Source organism: Streptomyces rectiviolaceus, assembly GCF_039533825.1.
Taxonomy (GTDB): Bacteria; Actinomycetota; Actinomycetes; order Streptomycetales; family Streptomycetaceae; genus Streptomyces; species Streptomyces rectiviolaceus.
Genome location: NZ_BAAAUG010000031.1, coordinates 1 through 19,385, shown reverse-complemented (window position 1 = coordinate 19,385; position 19,385 = coordinate 1). Strand labels below are relative to the sequence as shown.

At 71.0% G+C, this 19,385-nt stretch carries 17 protein-coding genes; 3 read left to right on the top strand and 14 right to left on the bottom strand.

The window, feature by feature from the left end; all coding sequences use genetic code 11:
• The 6 genes from ABD378_RS10540 to ABD378_RS10515 all read right to left on the bottom strand — a co-directional run.
• A partial coding sequence (locus tag ABD378_RS10540) for an ATP-grasp domain-containing protein (RefSeq protein ID WP_344520330.1) occupies positions 1-1,134 on the bottom strand: 1,134 nt, incomplete at its 3' end.
• Complete coding sequence (argH, locus tag ABD378_RS10535) at positions 1,131-2,618, bottom strand: argininosuccinate lyase (RefSeq protein WP_344520329.1); 1,488 nt, start codon at positions 2,616-2,618, stop codon at positions 1,131-1,133. The genes ABD378_RS10540 and argH, both read right to left, overlap by 4 nt.
• Positions 2,615-3,688, bottom strand: coding sequence for a cysteine synthase family protein (locus ABD378_RS10530; protein ID WP_344520328.1), 1,074 nt, complete (start codon positions 3,686-3,688; stop codon positions 2,615-2,617). Before ABD378_RS10530 ends, argH begins: the two co-directional genes overlap by 4 nt.
• Positions 3,689-3,753: 65 nt before the next feature.
• Positions 3,754-4,707 (bottom strand): ATP-binding cassette domain-containing protein, encoded by a 954-nt coding sequence (locus ABD378_RS10525; protein ID WP_344520327.1) that lies wholly within the window; start codon positions 4,705-4,707, stop codon positions 3,754-3,756.
• 153 nt (positions 4,708-4,860) lie between these two features.
• On the bottom strand, positions 4,861-5,604 hold the full coding sequence (locus tag ABD378_RS10520; protein WP_344520326.1) for a hypothetical protein: 744 nt from the start codon (positions 5,602-5,604) through the stop codon (positions 4,861-4,863).
• A gap of 604 nt (positions 5,605-6,208) precedes the next feature.
• Positions 6,209-6,841: an HAD family acid phosphatase gene (locus ABD378_RS10515; RefSeq protein ID WP_344520325.1), complete on the bottom strand. Its 633-nt coding sequence runs from the start codon at positions 6,839-6,841 to the stop codon at positions 6,209-6,211.
• 342 nt (positions 6,842-7,183) lie between these two features.
• On the opposite strand from ABD378_RS10515, the gene ABD378_RS10510 reads away from it, so the two are divergent.
• The 3 genes from ABD378_RS10510 (at position 7,184) to ABD378_RS10500 (ending at position 11,377) form a co-directional block, all read left to right on the top strand.
• The gene (locus ABD378_RS10510; RefSeq protein WP_344520324.1) at positions 7,184-8,425 is read left to right on the top strand and encodes a sensor histidine kinase; all 1,242 of its coding nucleotides are present in this window, start codon (positions 7,184-7,186) and stop codon (positions 8,423-8,425) included.
• Complete coding sequence (locus ABD378_RS10505) at positions 8,358-9,029, top strand: response regulator (protein WP_344520323.1); 672 nt, start codon at positions 8,358-8,360, stop codon at positions 9,027-9,029. Before ABD378_RS10510 ends, ABD378_RS10505 begins: the two co-directional genes overlap by 68 nt.
• Positions 9,030-9,172: 143 nt before the next feature.
• Positions 9,173-11,377: an MMPL family transporter gene (locus ABD378_RS10500; protein WP_344520322.1), complete on the top strand. Its 2,205-nt coding sequence runs from the start codon at positions 9,173-9,175 to the stop codon at positions 11,375-11,377.
• Here the strand turns inward: ABD378_RS10500 and ABD378_RS10495 are convergent.
• From ABD378_RS10495 to ABD378_RS10460, 8 genes are all read right to left on the bottom strand, one after another.
• Complete coding sequence (locus ABD378_RS10495; RefSeq protein ID WP_344520321.1) at positions 11,352-11,633, bottom strand: hypothetical protein; 282 nt, start codon at positions 11,631-11,633, stop codon at positions 11,352-11,354. The two genes, ABD378_RS10500 and ABD378_RS10495, sit on opposite strands and share 26 nt — an antisense overlap.
• Before the next feature lie 66 nt (positions 11,634-11,699).
• Positions 11,700-12,380: a LuxR C-terminal-related transcriptional regulator gene (locus ABD378_RS10490; protein ID WP_344520320.1), complete on the bottom strand. Its 681-nt coding sequence runs from the start codon at positions 12,378-12,380 to the stop codon at positions 11,700-11,702.
• Positions 12,338-13,645: a sensor histidine kinase gene (locus ABD378_RS10485; RefSeq protein ID WP_344520319.1), complete on the bottom strand. Its 1,308-nt coding sequence runs from the start codon at positions 13,643-13,645 to the stop codon at positions 12,338-12,340. Before ABD378_RS10485 ends, ABD378_RS10490 begins: the two co-directional genes overlap by 43 nt.
• Before the next feature lie 1,205 nt (positions 13,646-14,850).
• Complete coding sequence (locus ABD378_RS10480; protein WP_344520318.1) at positions 14,851-16,515, bottom strand: AMP-binding protein; 1,665 nt, start codon at positions 16,513-16,515, stop codon at positions 14,851-14,853.
• A gap of 67 nt (positions 16,516-16,582) precedes the next feature.
• Positions 16,583-17,038 (bottom strand): DUF3592 domain-containing protein, encoded by a 456-nt coding sequence (locus ABD378_RS10475; protein WP_344520317.1) that lies wholly within the window; start codon positions 17,036-17,038, stop codon positions 16,583-16,585.
• 182 nt (positions 17,039-17,220) lie between these two features.
• Positions 17,221-17,823: a lytic polysaccharide monooxygenase auxiliary activity family 9 protein gene (locus ABD378_RS10470; RefSeq protein ID WP_344520315.1), complete on the bottom strand. Its 603-nt coding sequence runs from the start codon at positions 17,821-17,823 to the stop codon at positions 17,221-17,223.
• Positions 17,824-17,936: 113 nt separating this feature from the next.
• Positions 17,937-18,626 (bottom strand): nucleoside/nucleotide kinase family protein, encoded by a 690-nt coding sequence (locus ABD378_RS10465; protein ID WP_344520314.1) that lies wholly within the window; start codon positions 18,624-18,626, stop codon positions 17,937-17,939.
• Positions 18,613-19,385: SPFH domain-containing protein (locus ABD378_RS10460; protein ID WP_344520313.1), on the bottom strand; the 773-nt coding region annotated here is incomplete at its 5' end. The genes ABD378_RS10460 and ABD378_RS10465, both read right to left, overlap by 14 nt.

Genomic DNA, 19,385 nt, shown 5'->3' with positions numbered 1-19,385 from the left:
CCGCAACCCCGCGGTGACGACCACCGCTGCCCCGATGACGACCAGGAACGGTGCGCGCAGCAGCAGCGCCACGGCCGCCGCCGCGAGCCCTTCGACGGCGGCGATGCGTCCTTCTTGGGCCTGGCTCTCCGCCAGGAGGAAGCGGATCGCGGCGTGGCCCGCGCCGGGACCCGCGGGCGGGGTGTCCTGGCCCGCGGCCCTGGCGATCACCTCGTCCACGAGGTCACGGCCGGTGGCGGCTCGCACCGCGACGGGGATCATGCCTCCCGCGAGGCGCGGGTTGGCCTCGATGACCACGGGTCCTTCGGCGGTCATCCGCAGTTCGGTGTGGGCCGCGCCCCAGCCGAGGCCGAGGGCAGCGAGCGCCGCACGAGCCGTGTCGCCGAGCGCGGCGACGGTGGCGGGGGCGGCCGGCGCGGGCACGTCGTGCCCGGTCTCCACGTAGTACGGCTCGGATCCGGTGTGTTTGCCGACGACGGTGACAACGGTGTCGTCGAAGGTCTCTACGGAGAACTCGGGCCCGATGACGGCCGCTTCCACCAGGATGCGCGAGGGCACCGGAGTGCCGCGCTCGTCCGTCGCCCTGCCGAGCAGGTCACGGGCCCAGGCCTCGGTCTCGTCCGCGTCCCGGCACAGCTTCACGCCGACGGAGCCGGAGCCGCTGACCGGTTTGAGCACCACGGGGTGGCCGATGTCAGCGGCGGCGGCGACCGCGTCGGCCACCTCGCCGACCGCCTCGAAGCGGGGCACCGCGACGCCGGCCGCGGCGAGCGCCGAGCGCTGGACGTCCTTGGCGCGGCAGCGGGCGACGGCGTCACCGTCGGGTGCGGGGAGCCCCAGTTTGGCGGCGGTCCGCGCGGCCGTCGCCACGAAGTACTCGGAGCTGGAGACGATGCCCGCGAGGCCGGAGCCGTCGGCGAGCGTGACGCATGCCTCGTACACGGCCTCGGCGTCCGAGGAGTCGAGCACCACGGTCTCGATGCCGTCGTCGGCTACGTACAGATACCGTCCCGGGTCCCGGGTAAGGAGCACCGGTCGCAGTCCGCGGGCGCGGGCAGCGGCGCAGAAGTCCCGCCCCGTGCCGGTGGTGTTGCTCTCCAGAAACGCGAACCATCGCGGTCCGGTCCCGCTCATCGTCTGACTCCCCTCGTCGCCCGGCGCGCCACGATGTCGCCGACGGCCGTGTCCAGTTGAAGCTCCGCGGCGCGCAGCCGGCCCCGGTGAGCGCCGAGGCGTTCGCCGTGCGCGGCGAGCCGCCCGCGCAGGGTGCGGACCGTGTCCTCGCAGGTGCCCGGGCCGCCGCCGCGGTCGTGTGCTTCGACCACCTCGGTCAGCGAGGGGACATCGGCGCTCACGTCGGCGGGCATGCCGTCGGGCAGGGTGATCTTGGTGAGCTCGCTCTCGCCGGACTCGACGGCCTCCCGCACCGCCGCGCCCACGACGTGGTGGGCGGTGCGGAACGGAACGCCCTGGGTGACCAGCCTGTTGGCGATGACGGTGGCGGTCACGAAGCCCTCCCGCGCGCGCCGGGCCATCCGCTCGGGCACGGGCCGTGCGCCGCTCACCAGGACCTGGGCGAGCAGCACGGAGTCGCGTACGGCCGCGAGCGCGGACCAGGCTCCGGAGACCGCTTCGGTGCCGACCTCGATGGAGTTGGTGAACGGTGTGGACTTCATGGCGGACGCGGAGGCCGTCCAGGCGCCGATGGCGTGGGCCGCCTTGGCCTTGACGTGCTCCAGGAGGAACGCGTTGCGCTTCTGCGGCATGGCCGAACTGCCGCCCACGAGCCGCTCCGGGAACTCCACGAACCCGAACTCCTGGGTGCTCCACAGCTGGAGGTCGGTGGCGAGCCTGCTCAGGGTCAGGCCTGCCCCGGCGGCGGCGCCCAGGGCGCGCAGCACCGTGTCCCTGGCGGCCACGGCGTCCATCGCGTGCAGCGGCGGCCCCTCGAAGCCCAGCAGGGCGGCGGTGCGGGCCGGGTCGATGGGCAGGTCGGTGCCGGAGACGGCGCCCGCGCCCAGCGGGCAGCGGTCCAGCTCGTCGAGGGTCTGGCGCAGGGCGGTGATGTCGCGGTCGAGCGCGGTGGCGATGCCGGCCAGGTAGTAGCCGTAGCTGATGGGCATGGCCGGCTGGAAGTGCGTGTAGACGGGCATGGGCACGCCCTGGTGGGCGCGGGCGCGGGCGAGCAGGACACCCTGCATGCGCTGCACCTCGCCGAGGAGCCCGATGAGTTCGGCGCGCAGCCTCATCGCGGTGATGGTCGCCTTGATGTCGTTGCGGGAGCGGCCGGTGTGCAGTTTGCCGCCGACCTCCGTGCCCAGCTCGGCGACGAGATGACCCTCGTACATCAGGTACAGGCCGCGCGGCGCGTCCACGTCGTACAGCTCGGCGAACTCATCCGCGCGCAGCCGCGTGATGCCGTCGAGGAGCGCGGCGGCGGCGTCCTCGGGCAGCAGTCCGCACTCGGTCAGCATGACCACGTGCGCGAGGTCGATGGTGGTGGTGTGGTGCAGTTCGTCGCGGATCTCGGCGGGCCCTGGCGTCCCGTAGACGACGCGCCGCGTGCGCGCTCCGAGGGTGCGGGTGAGCCGGCCGGTGCCGGCGGCGGCGGACGTCATGAGCGGACCGGTTCGGGCAGCGGGCCCGAGGAGCGGGGCACGGCGCCCGGCACGTCGTCGTAGCGGCGCCGGTCCCAGGCGAGCCGGGTCCAGCTGTCACCCGCGTCCGCGAAGTCGTCGATCAGCGCGGGCTCTTGGGGCAGGGCGGGAAGAAGGTGGCCCTGCTCGGCGAGCCAGGCGTCGTCGTACACGGTCGCCTGGTAGCGGTAGCCCTCGTCGGGGAGCATCACCACGCACGTCTCGTCGGGGTGGCGCTCGGCCCACCACTGCGCGGCGAGGTAGGCGGCGCCGCTCGTGGGTCCCTGGAAGAGTGCGTGCCTGGCGTGCAGGGCGCGGGTGGAGGCGTAGGCCTCGGCGGCCGAGCACCAGTGCACCTCGTCGAAGACGGTGTGGTCGAGGTTGGCGGGCCACAGGCTGTTGCCGAGGCCACGCAGCGCGCGCGGTCCGTCGGGCTGGCCGAACAGCACGCTGCGGTGTGTGTCGACGCCGATGGCGCGGGTGTGCGGGGTGACCTCGCGCAGGCCGCGGACCGTGCCGCACATGGAGCCGCCGGAGCCGACGGGCCCCACCACGCAGTCGACGCTGCCGAGCAGCTTGGCGAGCTGCTGGGCGACCACGCCGTACGAGCGCGGGTTGTCGGGGTTGGTGTACTGCTCGGGGCAGTACGACGAGGGGAGTTCGGCGCGGATCTCGGCGAGCCTGCGCAGGCGGGCCTCCTGGAAGCCTCCGACGGGCGCGGGCTCCGGGCAGATCTCCACGCGGGCGCCCAGGTCGGTGAGCCTGCGGTACAGGTTGGCGTCGATGGCCGGGTCGCTGACCAGGATCAGCTCCCGCTCCATGAGGGCGGTCTCCATCGCGAGGGCGAGCCCGAAGGTGCCCGACGTGGTCTCCACGATCACCGTGTCGTCCGTCAACTCACCGCGCTGGTCGGCGTGCTGGAGGATGTACCGGGCGGGGAGCAGCTTCATCAGGGTGAAGACCGCGCCGTACAGGTTGGGGGCGAGCCGGATGATGCGCGGCATCATCGTGGCCTCGGTGATCGAGTGGTACGCGGGCGTGGTTACCGCCATGGAAGTGCTCCCAGGTCAGAAGGGGGGAGGGCAGGAGTGCAGCGGGGCGTCGGAAGCGCCGGGTGTCAGATGTGCGCCGGAGCGGCGGGGGTTTGCTCGGCGAGGCTGACGTAGACGTCGTCGAGGGTCGGCTCGGCGAGGGAGATCTCGGTGATCCCCACACCCGCGTCGTCCAAGGCCCTGACCACCGCCGCAAGGCCGGTGGAGGACTCGACGGGGACGGCGACGAGACCGTCGGGCTCACCGGGCGCCGGCTCGAGTCCCGCGGCCCGCAGGGCGTCGAGCGCCGCGGGAACGGCTCCGGCGCGGGCAAGCGTGGCGCGGACGGTGCTGACGCCCAGCTGGCCCTTGAGCTCCGCGACCGTTCCGTCGGCGATGATCGTGCCGTGTCCGAGGACGACGACGCGGTCCGCCAACTGCTCGGCCTCCTCGAGGTACTGAGTGGTGAGCAGCACCGTCGTGCCCTCGGCCACCAGTTCGCGCACGAGCTCCCACAGGGCGTTGCGGCTGACCGGGTCGAGTCCGGTGGTCGGCTCGTCGAGGAAGAGCACCTGCGGGTGGCCGACGAAGCTGCCCGCGAGGTCGAGACGGCGGCGCATCCCGCCGGAGTAGGAGCGGGCGGGCCTGTCCGCCGCCTTGGTCAGGTCGAACATCTCCAGCAACTGGCCTGCGCGGTCCCGTGCTTCGCTCTTGCTCGCGCCGAGCAGCCGGGCCACGAGGATGAGGTTCTCGCGTCCCGAAAGGCCTTCGTCCACGGCGGCGAACTGGCCCGTGAGGCCGATGCGCCGACGCACTTCGCGTGCCTCGCGCACCACGTCGAACCCCGCGATGCGGGCCGTGCCGCTGGTGGGCGGCAGCGCGGTGGCCAGGATGCTCACCAAGGTGCTCTTGCCCGCACCGTTATGGCCGAGCAGACACAGCACTTCCCCTTTCCCAATGCTGAGGCTGACACCGTTGAGGGCTTGCATGGAGCCGAAATTGCGGCTTATCTCTCTCGCTTCGATCATCACGCTGCTCACGGAATGTCATTCCTCGCAAATTGCGGATCGGGGCACCCAAGGTGCAGGCAAACCATTCCTACATTCCCCGCACTTCACGCCACAAGGACAGCTACAGCAAGCTGCCATGGGATAGGCGGGGTACCCGAAATTCCGGGCCTGCGTGACAAGTTCTTACCCGGCCCGCTGGCGTCCGACGGTGGGCCCTTCCACCAGGGGGGCCAGCAGGCCGAGCTCGACGGCACGCGCTCCGGCCTGGAACCTGGAGTTGGCGCCGAGTTCACGTGTGATCTCGGCTACGTTCCTGCGATAGGTGCGCACAGACATGCCCAGCTCGCGGGCGGCGACTTCGTCGGTACGGCCCGAATTGAGGGCCAGCAGAATCCGCCGGGCGAGGGCACTGCGTGAGCGGTCGCTCAGATTCCGGTAGTCCGACAGGGCGGCGCTGCACGACCAGGAGACGCTGAAGAGCGTGCGCAGATTGCGCAGCACCGCGGAGGCGTGAATGACGACGGCCTCGCGGACGGCGAGACCGTTGCGCGACCACACCACGCCCGAAACGCCGTCGGCGAGGACCATCTCCTGGAGCGGCGCCGTGACGATCCGGACCTCGACGCCGGGCGCGTACTTCTCCAGGTGCTCCGCCAGGACACGGTCCTCGACCAGCGCGACCCTGCCCAGGAGTTCGACCTCGACGCCGCGCGCTGCGGCCCGGCCCAGACGGCCGATCAGTTGCAGGGTCTCCTCTTCGCCCTTGCCGGAGAGCACGACGGAGAGCGTCCGTCCGGCCGATGCGATCACGCGCTCCGTGGCGGCCCCGACAGATCCCTCGTCCGGGTCGAGGGCGGCGATGAGGCGCCCTTCGGTGCGATGACGGTCAACTGCGGATTCGACGAGTTTGCACGCTTCCAGAAGCATGCGCTCGACCTCGCCGTTCGATGGTCCCGACGAACCGGATCTCAGCTCGGCAAATATCGGACCAGAATCCGATGTGAGGTCAGAATTGATAGACATACGCGGCACAGCTCCCCCTGAAGCTTAACCAACATGAGCCCAAAGACGACTTATTCGAAGTGTTCGAATACTCTGCGGAAATGAACGTCGCAGAGAAACAGTTCAAGAACAGTCGGAATTAACCGGCGCCCACCATGGGATATTCCCCGTGCCGGCATATATTCAGCCGGACATCAAAACATGCGACACACTGGCAATGCCCCCGTCCCCCGTGGACACCCGATGCGCTACTCGCGCAGTTCGGATTCAAGACATCCTCAAGGACGTCAGTTGTTGCACAGTAACCAAACTGGCCTCAGATAGTCAACGCGCCCCCAGTGGCCCCCCACTTCACAATTACGGGAAACCTCATTGCTCCGTCACCGGCCGCCATGTAGGCGTTGCGGCACGTGCGCTGACACGCCGTAAATAAACTCGTGAGTAGCATACGCGAGCCTCCCGGCGCTCCCGTCCTGTGACGAATGGAGCACCGGGAGGCCACGGTGTTCAGCGAATCCTTTGGTTGAATCTAGGACAACTGCCCGTCATAGTCGGGCAACTTGAACGTACGCTCGGCGTGCCCGCCCTCGAAGTCCGTCCCGTTATTACCGATGTTGGCGATGATCGTGTAGCCGAGCCCCTCGATCTGGGCCCGCTTCGCCGCCTTGAACTCGGCGGGGCTGCCGAAGAGATCGCCGATGGAGCGCTGGTAAAGACCGGCCACCGGGTAGCCAACGGACTTCAGGTTCGCCTTCGTCACGAGCTCGATCAGGTCGGGACGCGCGGTGACGAAGAACACAGCCACGCCGTGGTCATTCGCGTACTTGGCAAGGTCGAGCACCGGCTTGACCGCGGGGGTCGGGGGGAACGGATCGAAGTGCGTCTCCAGCGACGTGTTGTCGATGTCGAGGACGATCGCCTGCTTCTCCCCCGCGCCCTGCTCGATGCGCTGCTCCAGATACGGACGGGCCTCGTCCGTCACCTTGAGCACATCGCGCTGCCAGGTTCCGTAGTCGACACCGGCCGCCGCCGCTGCCGTGGCCCGGGCGGCCGGCTGCGCGGCGGGCTCGGCGGCCTGCGCGCCGCCGACCACACCGAAGCCGCATATGGTCGCCACCGCGACGGTGGTTCCCACACGTCGTCTCCACTGCGCCATGGTCATGAATGTCCCCTCGTGAGGTGCGAAGTGCGGCGCAAGGGCCGCTCACTGCCGTCAACCTAAGCCGCTCGAACCGGTGTTGCCGCAGGTCATGGCCACAACCGGAGAGGGGCGCTGAAGTGGCACGTGTAAGGACTCAAACAGGCCACCCGGCTTACGCCGAAGCGGCCAGATCCGTGGCAAGTAGCTGCCAGGTCCCGGAGCCTGTACCGCGGGGCGGCCGGCGGCGGGCGGCGGGCGGCGGGCGGCGGGCGGCGGGCGGCGGTATATCCCTCGCACCGGTGAGGACAGCGCCGTCGGACCGCCGCGATACTGGCACGGCCTCCTGCCCCGAGGAGCCGCCCGATGCGACGTCCCTTCCTCACGCTGTCCCGGCTGCGCAGCACCCGTCCCTACGTTCCCTACGTCGTGGACACCGCGCTCGTCGCCGTGGTGCTCTTCGCCGTCTCGCTCCAGTTCCTCTTCCCCGACGAGGGGGGCGACGAGCTGAGCGCGGCCGGGTTCGCCCTCGGCGCCGGGACCGCGGTGCCGCTGATCATGCGGCGCCGCGCGCCCTTCGCCTGCGCCGTCCTGATCGCCTTCTTCACGCCCGCCATGGCGCTCTACCACCGGCCGCCGCCCGACGTCTGCTTCGGCGGGATGGTCGCCCTCTACACCGTGGCCGCCCTGAGCACGCCGCTGAAACGGCGCGTCATGCTCGCCGGGTGGCTGGTGGGGGCCGCCGTCACGATGACCTTCAAGGAGCACGCCGAGCCGTACGAATACCCCTTCCACCTGCTCAGCCTCATCAGCGCGTACGCACTCGGGGCCTTCGCCCGCGTGCAGCGCGCGTACACCGCGGCCCTGGAGGACCGGGCACGGCGCCTGGAGCGGGAGCGCGCCACCGAGACGGCGCGGGCGGTCAGTCAGGAGCGGTCGAGGATCGCCCGCGACATGCACGACATCCTCGCCCACGCGGTGAGCATCATGGTGGTCCAGGCGGAGGCGGGCCCCGTGGTCGTCCGGAGCGATCCGGACCGTGCGGTCGGGGCGTTCGACGCCATCGCCGGCGCGGGTCGCGACGCGATGGTGCAGCTGCGGCGGATCCTTGGCGTACTGAGAGAGTCGTCGCCCCCAGATGGCGGTCGCGTCCCGCAGCCGACACTCGCGGCACTCCCGGAGCTGGCCGCCCTCGTCGAACGGGCGGGCCTGCGAGTCGAGTTGGCGGAAGAAGGCGAGCCTCGCCCGCTGCCGCCCGACGTCGAGGTGGCCGCGTACCGCATCGTCCAGGAGGCCCTGACCAACTGCGTCAAGCACGCGGCGGCCACGGAAGCTACCGTCCAACTGACCTGGAGCGCAGGCGCGTTGACGGTGCAGGTCCAGGATGACGGAGACGGGCTCTGCGCCTCGGAGAGCACGGGGCACGGCCTCGTCGGCATCCATGAACGCGCCGCCGCCTGCGGTGGCACCGCCGAGACCGGGAACAGACCCGATGGTGGATTCCGTGTCGCCGTACGGCTGCCCACGGCATCCTTGGGGGATGAGCATCCGGGTGGCGGTCGCCGACGATCAGGAGCTGGTGCGCAGCGGCTTCTCCATGATCCTTGAGGCGCAGCCCGACATCGAGGTGGTGGCCGAGGCGGGTGACGGCGCCGAGGCGGTGGCCGCGGTGCGCCTGCACGCCCCCGACGTCATCCTCCTGGACATCCGCATGCCGGGGATGGACGGCATCGAGGCGGCCCGCCAGGTGTGCGCGCAGTCCAGCTGCCGGGTCGTCATGCTGACCACGTTCGACCTCGACGAGTACGTGTACGAGGCGCTGTACGCGGGGGCGAGCGGCTTCCTGCTCAAGGACGTCCGCAGGGACGACCTGGTGCACGCGGTGCGGGTCGTGGCAGCGGGGGACTCGCTGCTCGCGCCGTCGGTGACGCGGCGCCTGGTGGCGGACGTGGTCCGGCGCCGCCGCACGGAGTCCGGCGCACCTGCCGTGTCGCCCGCCGAACGCCTCGCGGTCCTCACCGCCCGCGAGGAGGAGACGCTGCGGCTGCTGGCCCGGGGTCTTTCCAACGCGGAGATCGCGGCGTCGTTCGTGGTGAGCGAGCACACGGTGAAGACCCATGTCAGCAACGTCCTGTCGAAGCTGGCGCTGCGGGACCGGGTGCAAGCGGTGATTTGCGCGTACGAGACGGGGCTCGTGGTTCCGGGGGGTTAGGGGGCAAAGAAGAACTCCCCCGCCGGACGGAGTCCTACCCCGCAAGAGGGAGAGCGCAAGACCACCCACCACGGCGATCCCCGCGGCCCGGGCGAAGGCAACTCTGAGGTACGGCAACCGCACCGTCCAAGGAGGCGCCGGCCATGCTCGCCACCCTCGCCCGCACGGCAACCCAGCACCCCCGAACCGTCATCCTCACCTGGCTCCTGTTCCTCGTCCTCGGCCTCGGCTTCGGCACCCGGGTCTTCGGCGACCTGACCTCGTCGGTCGAGGACGTGCCCGGCAGCGAGTCGGTCCTGGCGGAGGAACGCCTGGCCGAACTCACCCCGGACGGCGATGACTTCAGCGCCGTGGTGTCGGCCCCCTCCATCGACACCCCACAGCTCCGCGCGCAGGTGGGCGAGGCGGTCGCCGACGTACGGAAGCAGCCGGGCATCGCCCAGGTGCCGGATCCGTACACCACCCGGGGCCTGGCCGCCCAGGACGGCAAGGCCCTGCTCATCCCCGTCGTCCTCAAGGGCGGCCTCGACGACGACGCCGAGGAGGAGGCCGTCGGCGACGCGGCCGACCGGCTCCGCGAGATCAGCGCGGGCGAGGTGGCGGTGAGCGGCGGACCGCTGCTCGGCGAGCAGATGGGCACGCGGGCCCAAGAGGACGTCGCACAGGCCGAGTTGATCACTCTGCCCGCCGTGCTGATCGTCCTCCTGCTCATCTTCGGCGGGCTGCGGGCCGCCGGGCTTCCCCTCCTGGTCACCGTGAGCGGCGTGGCCGGTGCCTTCCTGACCCTCTACGGCTTCAGCCAGTTCACCGAGATCTCCGTCTACGCCGTCCAGATCGTCACCATGCTGGGCCTCGGCCTCGCCGTCGACTACGCGCTCCTGATGGTGATCCGCTTCCGCGAGGAGCGGGGAAAGACGCAGGACGTGGCGCAGGCGGTGCACGCGACCGTCGCCCGCGCCGGACGCACCGTCCTCTTCTCCGGCCTGACGGTGGCCATCAGCCTGTCCGGGCTCGTCTGGTTCCCCAGCGCGTTCCTGCGCAGCATGGGCCTCGCGGCCGGTGCGGTGGTCGTCGTCGACATGCTGGCGGCGCTGACCCTGCTGCCCGCGCTGCTCGCCTTGTTCGGCGGCAAGATCGCGCCTTCGGGGGCCAAGTCCCGTACGCGAGGGGGAGCTTGGCGGATCGGCAGGAGGTCCGAGAACGCGACCGCGCCCGAACCCGCACCCGGCGCCTTCTTCGCCCGCCTGGCGCTCTTCTCCGCCCGGCGCCCCCTGGTCGTGTCCGCCGCCGTCGTCGCCGTGCTCGCCGTACTCGCCCTGCCCGTCCTCGGGATGCGGATCAACATCGGTGACGCCCGGCAGCTCCCGCACGACACCGAGGCCCGGCAGCTGTACGACACCGTGCGCGAGCACTATCCGGCGGGGACGGACACCGACCCCGTCCAGGTGCTCATCGGCTCCGGCGCCGATCCCGACTGCGAGGACAAGATCCGTGCCCTGCCCGGAATCAGGGCGGCCGACCGCGAGCGGCTCTCCGACGGCACGGTCCTGCTCGAGCTGACTCCGAACGGCACGGTCGACGGCCCCACCGCCACGCGAATCGTGGAGCGGGTGCGCGACCTCCGTGGCGACGAGCCCATCCAGGTCACCGGCAACGCCGCGAGCCTCGTCGACTTCCGCTCGATGCTCGCCGAGCGCGCGCCCTGGGCCGTACTCACCGTCCTGGTCGGCCTGTTCGCCCTGCTCTTCGCCTTCACCGGCTCGCTGCTGCTCCCGCTGCGTACGCTCGCCACCACCCTGCTCAGCCTGGGCGCCTCGCTCGGCATCGTGGTGTGGGTGTTCCAGGACGGGCACGGCGCGAGTCTGCTCGGCGGTGAGGGGCTTGGGGCGCTGAGCCTGACCGCGCCGCCGCTGATCATCGCGATCGCGTTCGGACTCGCCATGGACTACGAGCTGTTCATCCTGTCCCGGATGCGGGAGACATGGCTGGAGACCGGCGACCACCGCGCTGCCACGGTCGAAGGGCTGCGCCGCTCGGGCCGTGTCGTCAGCTGTGCGGCGCTGCTGCTCGCGATCGTCTTCGGCGGCTTCATGACCGGCGGCTTCTCACCGATCCTGCAGATCGGGCTCGGCCTGACGCTCGCGGTGCTCATCGACGCGACCGTGGTCCGGATGTTCCTCGTCCCGGCGACGATGACGCTCCTCGGCCGCCGTGCCTGGTGGGCGCCGCCGCGGCTGCGGAAGATCCATCAGCGGTACGGGCTCCACGAGGCGCCGTCCGCCGCCCCCGCGCCGCAGGCACCGGAGACACCGGAGACACCGGTCAGGCAAGCACCACCCAGTCCATGACGAGCGCGGCCACCAGGCCAACGGCTAGGAGATAGCTGCCGAGCCGGGTCCTGCCACGCCTGCTGAGTTCGATCACCAGGCCGCAGAGCACGAGCAGCAGCCCGTACACCCCCACGACCAGGACGGACGACCGGCTCGCCAGGCGTACGGCGAGCACTACGGCCGCCGCGGCCATCAGCACCGAGGCCGCGGCGATCCGTATGTGCCGGGCCTGGCGCGGCGTGAGGCCTGCCCGTATCTGGTCTGACGTGCTCATGGTTCAGGATCGTAATGGACCAGACCGGTGGCCAGTGCATGATGCACGCTTTCCGGTCGGCGTCGCTCAGGCCCGTAGGTACGCCAGTACGGCGAGCACCCTGCGGTGCGTGCCGTCCGCCGGCGGCAGATCGAGCTTTCCCAGGATGTTGCCGATGTGTTTGCCCACCGCCGCCTCGCTGACGACGAGTTCGGCGGCGATCGAGGCGTTCGACCTGCCCTCGGCCACCAGGCCGAGCACCTCGCGCTCACGCGGGGTGAGCTGTTCGAGGGGGTCGCGGCGGCGCCTGAGCAACTGCCGTACGACCTCCGGGTCCACGACCGTGCCGCCGTCGGCCACCCGCGTCACCGCGTCGGCGAACTGCTCGACCTGGCCCACCCGGTCCTTGAGCAGATAGCCGACGCCGGTGCCGTCGCCGGTGTCCAGGAGCTCGGCGGCGTAGGAACGCTGCACGTACTGGCTGAGCACGAGTACCGGGAGCCGGGGCCGCTCGGCGCGCAGTGCGAGGGCGGCACGCAGCCCTTCGTCCTGGAAGGAGGGCGGCATGCGTACGTCGGTGAGGACAAGATCCGGTTCGTGCGCGTCGACGGCGGCGCGCAGCCCTTCCGCGTCGCCGAGCGCGGCGGGCACTTCATGACCGAAGCGGGTGAGCAGGCCGATGAGCCCTTCGCGGAGCAGCACGCTGTCCTCGGCGAGGACGATCCTCAGTCGGCGCTGAGGTCTTGGGGGTTCTGGGCTGCTCGGCACGGGATCTCCACGGACAGTACGGTCGGGCCGCCGGGCGGGCTGATGACCGTCAGTGTGCCATCGAGCACCGCGATCCGGTCCGCCAGGCCGGTGAGCCCGGTGCCACGGCCGGGATCCGCACCTCCCTTCCCCTCATCGCGCACGTCGATGCGGAGCGTGTCCTGCTGGTGGCTCGCGCTGATGTGCGCGCGGGGCGCTTCGCTGTGGCGGGCGATGTTGGTGAGGGCCTCCCGGGTGACGAAGTACCCGGCGGATTCGACCGATTCGGGGAGGCGGGGCAAGGTGTCCAGGTCGGTGTCGACGGGGATCGGGGAGCGTTCGGCGGCGTCCTCGATGGCGGCGGCGAGACCGTAGTCGACGAGGACTTGGGGGTGGATGCCGCGGATGAGTTCGCGCAGTTCGGTGAGTACGTTCCCCGCCTCGTCGTGGGCGGTGGCGAGCTGGGCGGCGAGGGGGCTGCCGGGGGTGACGTCGAGCCTGGCAAGCCCCAGGGTCATGGTCAGCGCGACGAGGCGCTGCTGGGCCCCGTCGTGCAAGTCCCGCTCGATCCGCCGCCGTTCGGCTTCGAAGGCGTCGACAAGACGGGCCCTGGAGCGGGTCACTTCCGCGAGCTGACCGGCCAACTCGACCTCGCGCGGGGCGAGAAGAAGTCGGGCGAGGGCGGCTCGGGCGGTGGCGTAGGCGCCGAGGGGGTAGAGGAGCGGGGCGAGCAGGGCCAGGCCGAGGAGGGCCGTGGCGAAGGCGAGCGGATAGTCACTGACAAGCCAGAGCTTGGCGGCTCGTATCTCGCCGCCGTCGAGGGCGAGTTGGGCGGGGGCGCCGATGAGGAGGGCTGGGGCGCCGATGGTGCAGGCCAGCACGAGGAGGTCCAAGGGCCAGAGCACAAGGGCGAGCAGCACGGTGTACGCGAGCTCGCGCCAGGTGGCCTGCTCCTTGACGCGGAGCTTGAACCAGGCGGGGATGCCGGGGGCTTCGGGGGTGCGGTGGGGTGTGGGGGCGGCGGGGGTCGCGGGGTCGATCAGGCGCAGGCGGCGGCGCTCGATGGCTGCTACGGGGATGCCGGCGAAGGCGAGGAGAGCGAGGAGCGGGACCCCTACAAGAACGAGGGCGAGAGCGACCCCGACAACAACAGCAACAAGCCCCCCAACAAAAACAACACCCCCAAGCAACACACCCCCCAAGAGATAAACCACCCCCCTCCAGGGCGCACTACTCCCCAGATACGCACGCCGCCGCAGCCCCACCCATACGCTCTCCCCAGCCATGGGGCCACGGTATGCGGGACCGTTCCGCCTTGGGGGGCGGAGCGTGTCCGTCCTCGCTATCGTCCAGTGACCGCCCGGCTTCTTCGGCTGGGAAGTCCTGCGAACCGTGCTCTCGACGCCGACTGCGGGACTGCGTCGTGCAGCGGCGCGGTCCGTCTGTGGATACGGTGCCGCGCCGGTATGTCCGTCCTCGCTATCGTCCGGTGCCCGCGTAGCTACTTCGGCCCCGGAGCGCCGCGAACCGTGCTCCGGGCGGACATACCGCCACGTCCCCTCGGGTGCGCTGCCGACTGCAGGTGCGTGAGGACTGCGGCGCGGTCCGCCCTGCGGGTACAGTGCCGCGCCGGTATGTCCGTCCTCGCTATCGTCCAGTGACCGCAGGGCTACTTCGGCCCCGGAGCGCCGCGAACCGTGCTCCGGGCAGACATACCGCCACGTCCCCTCGCGAGCGCTGCCGACTGCAGGTGCGTGGGTCCCGGGCGCCCGTCTGCGGTACGTCGCACCTGCCGACGCCAACTGACCCCAACCCGCACGCCCCACCCCACCCCACCCCACCCCACCCCGCACGTTCTCCACCCGCCCCAAGCCTGTACGTTCCCCACCCACCCCAGCGGCTCCTTCCCCACCCCGGCCTGGACGCTCCCTACCCGCCCCGGCCTGTACGTTCCCCGCCCACCCAGCGGCTCCTTCCCCACCCACCCCGGCCTGCACGCCCCGCCCCACCCCGGCCCGCACGTTCTCCACTTGCCCCAAGCCGGGACATTGCCCGCCCACCCAGCATGTACGTTGCCCACCCACTCAGGCGGTTCCTTCCCCACCCCGGCCTGCACGCTCCCCACCCACCCAGGCGCTCCTTCCCCACCCACCTCAAGCCTGTACGTTCCCCGCCCACCCTGACCTGCACGCTCCCCGCTCCACCCGGCCTGCACGTTCCCCACCCACCTCAAGCCTGTACGTTCCCCGCCCACCCAGCGGCTCCTTCCCCACCCCACCCCGGCCCGTACGTTCCCCACCCGCCCCGGCCTGCACGCTCCCCACCCCACCCCAGCGGCTCCTTCCCCACCCACCCCCATCCGTACGGACAACCCACCCACCCCCTGGCACCGCGGGGCAATCGGGCGGGTGGGCGGGAAAGGTCTGTTCGGGCAGGACTGGATGCGGGGTGAACGGGCGGGTGGGCGGGAGAGGTCTGTTCGGGCAAGGGATCAGCTTGGGAGTAGGTATTCGCGGGACTGGGCTCTGTACTGGGCCAGTAGTTCGGTCAGGGACGCCGGGGTGAGGGGGTGGTATGCCCCCGCTCCGGGGGTGGGGCGCCACCAGATGGGGTCCCCGCAGCGGAAGCCCTCCCTGCGCAAGGAGGCCCTGGCCACCTTGTTGGTGGCCGTAACCGGCATCCGCTCCACCACCCGCACGAAGCGAGGCGCCATCTTGGTGCCCAAGTCCGCCTGGGAGAGGAGGAACTCGGCGAAGGCGAGGGGATCGAAGTCCGCCCCCGCCCGGGGGCACACCGCGGCCATCACCTGATCCCCCGCCACAGGATCAGGAACCGCGTACACCGCCACCGCCGCCACCCCCTCCCACCGCGCGAGGATGTTCTCGATCATCGCCGCCGCCAGGTTCTCGCTGTCCACGCGGAGCCGATCGTCCGTGCGCCCCGCGAAGTAGAGGAACCCCTCCGCGTCCCGGTAGAAAAGATCCCCCGTCCAGTACCACCCGTCCCGCAGCCGCGCCGCATCCGCCTCCGCGTTGCGCCAGTACCCCTCGAAGGGCGTTCTGCCCTTGTTCACCAACTCCCCTATCGCCGCCTCCCCGTTCAGCAGCCGCCCGTCCGCCGCGAACACAGCGGACGGGCACTCCTCCCCCGTACCGGGATCCACCACCGCCAGCTCGTCCCCCGGCGCCCCGCGCCCGATCGCCCCGGCCGGTGTCCCCGGCGCCCGCTGGATCGCCGCGCCGCCCTCCGAAGAGCCGTAGCCCTCGATGAGCCGCACCCCGAAACGCTTCTCGAAGCGCGCCGCGTCCACCGCCCCGGCCTCCGTGCCGAAGCCCATCAGGAGGGGGTTCGCCGTGTCGTCGGGCCGCTCGGGCGTCGCCAGGATGTACTGCACCGCCCTGCCCACGTACGTGAAGTACGTCGCCCCATGCACCCGTACGTCGTCCAGGAACGCCGAAGCCGAGAAGCGGCGCCGCAGCGCCACCCCCGCCCCGGCCGCCAGCGCGGGCGCCCAGTCCGCGATCACCGCGTTGCCGTGGAACATCGGCATGCAGATGTAGTGGACGCCGTCCGGGCCGAGCCCGAAGTGGGTGACCAGGGACTGGCCCGCCGCCGCCAGGCGGCCCTGGCTGCAGATCGCGGCCTTGGGCGCCCCCGTCGATCCGGAGGTGAAGTAGAGCAGCATGCGGCTAGCGGGCGTCGCGGCCCGCGATATCTCCGGGCGCGCTCGTGCGTAGGGGGCGAGCAGGTCGGCGTACGCCTCCGTATCCGTCACCAGGACGCGTACGCCTGGGAGTTGAAGGCCGTCAAGGAGCGCCAGATGCGCCCGTTCCGTGATCAGGACCGCGCAGTCCGTGTGCATGATGTCGCGGGCCAGTTCCGCGCCCCTGCGCGTGGGATTGATGCCCGCCACGGCCGCACCCGCGAGCGCCGCCGCACTCAGCCACAGCGGGTACTCGGGGGTGTTGTCGAGCAGGACGCCGACGTGCGGCTCGGCCCCTCTCGGCAGCAGGTCGGCAAGGAGCGCCGCCCTCGCCGCCGCGCCCGCCGCGACCTGGTGGTGGGTCAGTTCCTGGTGCTCGAAGCGCAGCCCGGTGCGGTGGTCGCCCCAGCGCGCCTGCACGAGTTCCGCGACGGTACTCCCGGTGGACTCCATGGCCGCGCACCATAATTGATGGGCCGTCAGATGGGGAGAGCGGTGGTGGGAGGGAAGCTGAGCGTGGCTACGGGAAGTCCGATCCGAACAGGTCGTTCGCCGTCACCATGAAGAAGACGCAGAACGCGAGCATGAGGCCGAGGAAGCAGAGCTGGCCGACCGTGCTCGCCGCGTCCTTGACGGGGCTCGGCGCGTGCGCCGTCGCCTTCTCGGGGCGGTCGGCCGCGTAGTGCACGGTGACGAAGTCGCCCTCGATGGTCGTCGTGGAACCGTTCGCCTCCTCGAACCGGACGGGGTGGCCCGCGGACGGCGTGAACTCGTAGACGTGGTGCAGCGTCGTGGTGGTGCGGCCGTTGTCGCCGTGGCTGCTCGTCGTGGTGTACCTGTGCAGGCAGCGCGCCTCGGCCGTCAGGCCGCTCGACCACGCCCGTCGCAGCTCCAGGGAGCGCCTGACCACCTTGACCGCCATCGTGATCGCCACCGCCGCGATGACCGCGGGCACCGCGTAAAACATCAACTCCATGCTGTCCCCCGACAGTTGTCGTGCTTCGTCGCGCTTCGTTCGCGCTTCGTCGTCCTGCGCACACCGTCCCGGTCATGGACGGCGTGCGCAGAACCTACCCGCGGGGAGAGCCGTGGAGCCTCAAGCCCTGCTCAGAACTTGACGCCGCTCAGAACTTGGCGCCGCTCAGAACTTGACGTCGCTCAGAACTTGACGTCGGAGCAGGCGTAGAACGCGTTCGCCGTGTCGTGGACCGTCCACACCGCGACGATCACGTGGTGTCCGCTCCTGCCGCCGGGAATCGTCCCGGAGTGCGAGAGCGTGGCGGGCGGCTGCTGGCCGTTGTAGGGGACGTTCAGGAACGGGGTCGTCTCGAGAGCGGCCCGGGTCACCGGCTTGCTCTCGTCCCAGCCCTGCTTGGTTATGTAGTACTTGAAGTCGGTGGTGCGGTGGCGTGCCGTGAACTGCCAGCGGAAGCTGTAGTTCTGACCGGCGCTCACACTGGTCGTCGGCCAGGCGCCGCCGCCCGGCGCCTTCGGCTGGTTGAGCGAGTCGAAGCCGCCGATGCCCGCCGAGCAGATCTTGCCGTCGGCCGGACCGGACGCCGGGAAGCCCTTGGGGCCCTCGACGCTCTGCGGTTCGTACTGGATGGAACCGCAGCCGCTCACCGTGCCGTTGGCACAGTTGATCTGGCGGCTGGCCGGCAGGTCGGTGTAGCCGTGACTGCTCGCACCGCCGGACGAGAGCACGAAGGCCCCGACCGTGGCGGCGCCGAGCATGGACGCGTACGTCTTCTTGTTTCGCATGCTGCCGCTCCAGGGGAAACGTGGGGATTCCGGTGAGCCGTGCGCGCGCTGCGGCACTGCGGATGCAGTGAGTGCAGTGAGAGGTGAGTTCTGCGGTCTAGACCAAGCCCAGATTATGGGCGGTAGTTGAACATGTCCATACCAATAGTGGAGAGGATCCGATGGCAGCGATGGCGCGACTTCTCCACGAGATCGCCGTTGGGGTCGTCGTTCGTCGCCACCCACGCGGCCGCCCCGTCGGCCGTCCTGCCGCCCGCCAACTGGCGCTCGATCAAGCGGCGTTGGCGTACCTCCGCAGGTGCACGCACGTACCAGCACTCCCCCATGAGCCGCCGCGCGTCGCGCCAGCCGGGCAGGTCGCAGGCCAGGTAGTTCCCCTCGGTGACGACGAGCCGGGCGGTCGGCGTCACGCGGTGCCGAGCGGCAATCGGCTCGTGGAGGGTGCGGTCGTAATCGGGTACGTAGATGTCGTGCCCGGTGTCCTGGAGCACACGGGTGAGCAACGCGACGTATCCGCGGACGTCGAAGCTCGGCTCCGAACCCTTGCGCGAGGTGAGGGAGAGGCGCTCCAACTGGTCGTTGGAGAGGTGGAAACCGTCGAGCGGCAGATACGCGGCGCCCTCGCCGATCTCCTCCACCAACGCCCGCGCGAACGTCGACTTGCCCGCGCCGGGCGGCCCCGCGATCCCGAGGAGGGCGCGGGGCCGGTCGGCGGTCAGCTTCCAGGCGTCCCGGGCCAGGGCCGCGAGGGTGGGGGCGTCGGCATCAGGGGTGTGGTCAGGGGCGCTGTCATCGATCTCCATGTCCCGTATAGAACGCCACCGTCAGGTCCTTGACCAAGGCCTTGCGTTCGTAGTCGTCGAGCTCGACCAGGCCGCGGGTGGTCAGCCGGGTCACCGTGTCCTCGACGGAGTCCACCACCGAGGTGAGCACGCTGTCGCGGTGCCGTGCGTCCAGGGCGGCGACCCGGCGCAGGCGCATGGTGTCGGCGATCTCGGGGGCGTACTCGATCCGGGTCGGCTGGGCCGAGAAGATCTCGATGCCGACCGGCTCCGCCTCCGCCGCGAGCATCCGGGTCAGCGCGTCGCCCACGGCGTCCGCGTCGCGCAGGGTCGGGGTGTCGTCGTGGAAGGCGTCGGCCGGCAGCCGGGACAGGACGCGGGCCGTCGCCGCCTCGACGCACTCGCGCAGATACTCCTGGTGGTCGGCGACACCGAGCGTCGCCCGCGCCACGTCCTTGACCCGCCAGACGACGAGGACGACGACCCGCAGCGCGACCCCGCCCCGGTCCACCGCGGGCATCGGCTCACTGCGCCAGTGCCGCAGGCGTACGTCGACGCGGCGGCGCAGAAGGAGCGGGTTGACCCACATCAGGCCGGTACGGCGGATGCTGCCGCGATACCGCCCGAAGAGCGTGAGCACCCACGCCCTGCCGACCCGCCCCCGGGCCAGGCCCCCGAACCCGAACAGCGCGAGCGCGCCCGACCCGGCGAGCGCGGCCCACTGCGCGAGGCCGAGCCCGGCGTACGCGCCGTGCCCGCCGTACCCGTCCGCCCAGGGCA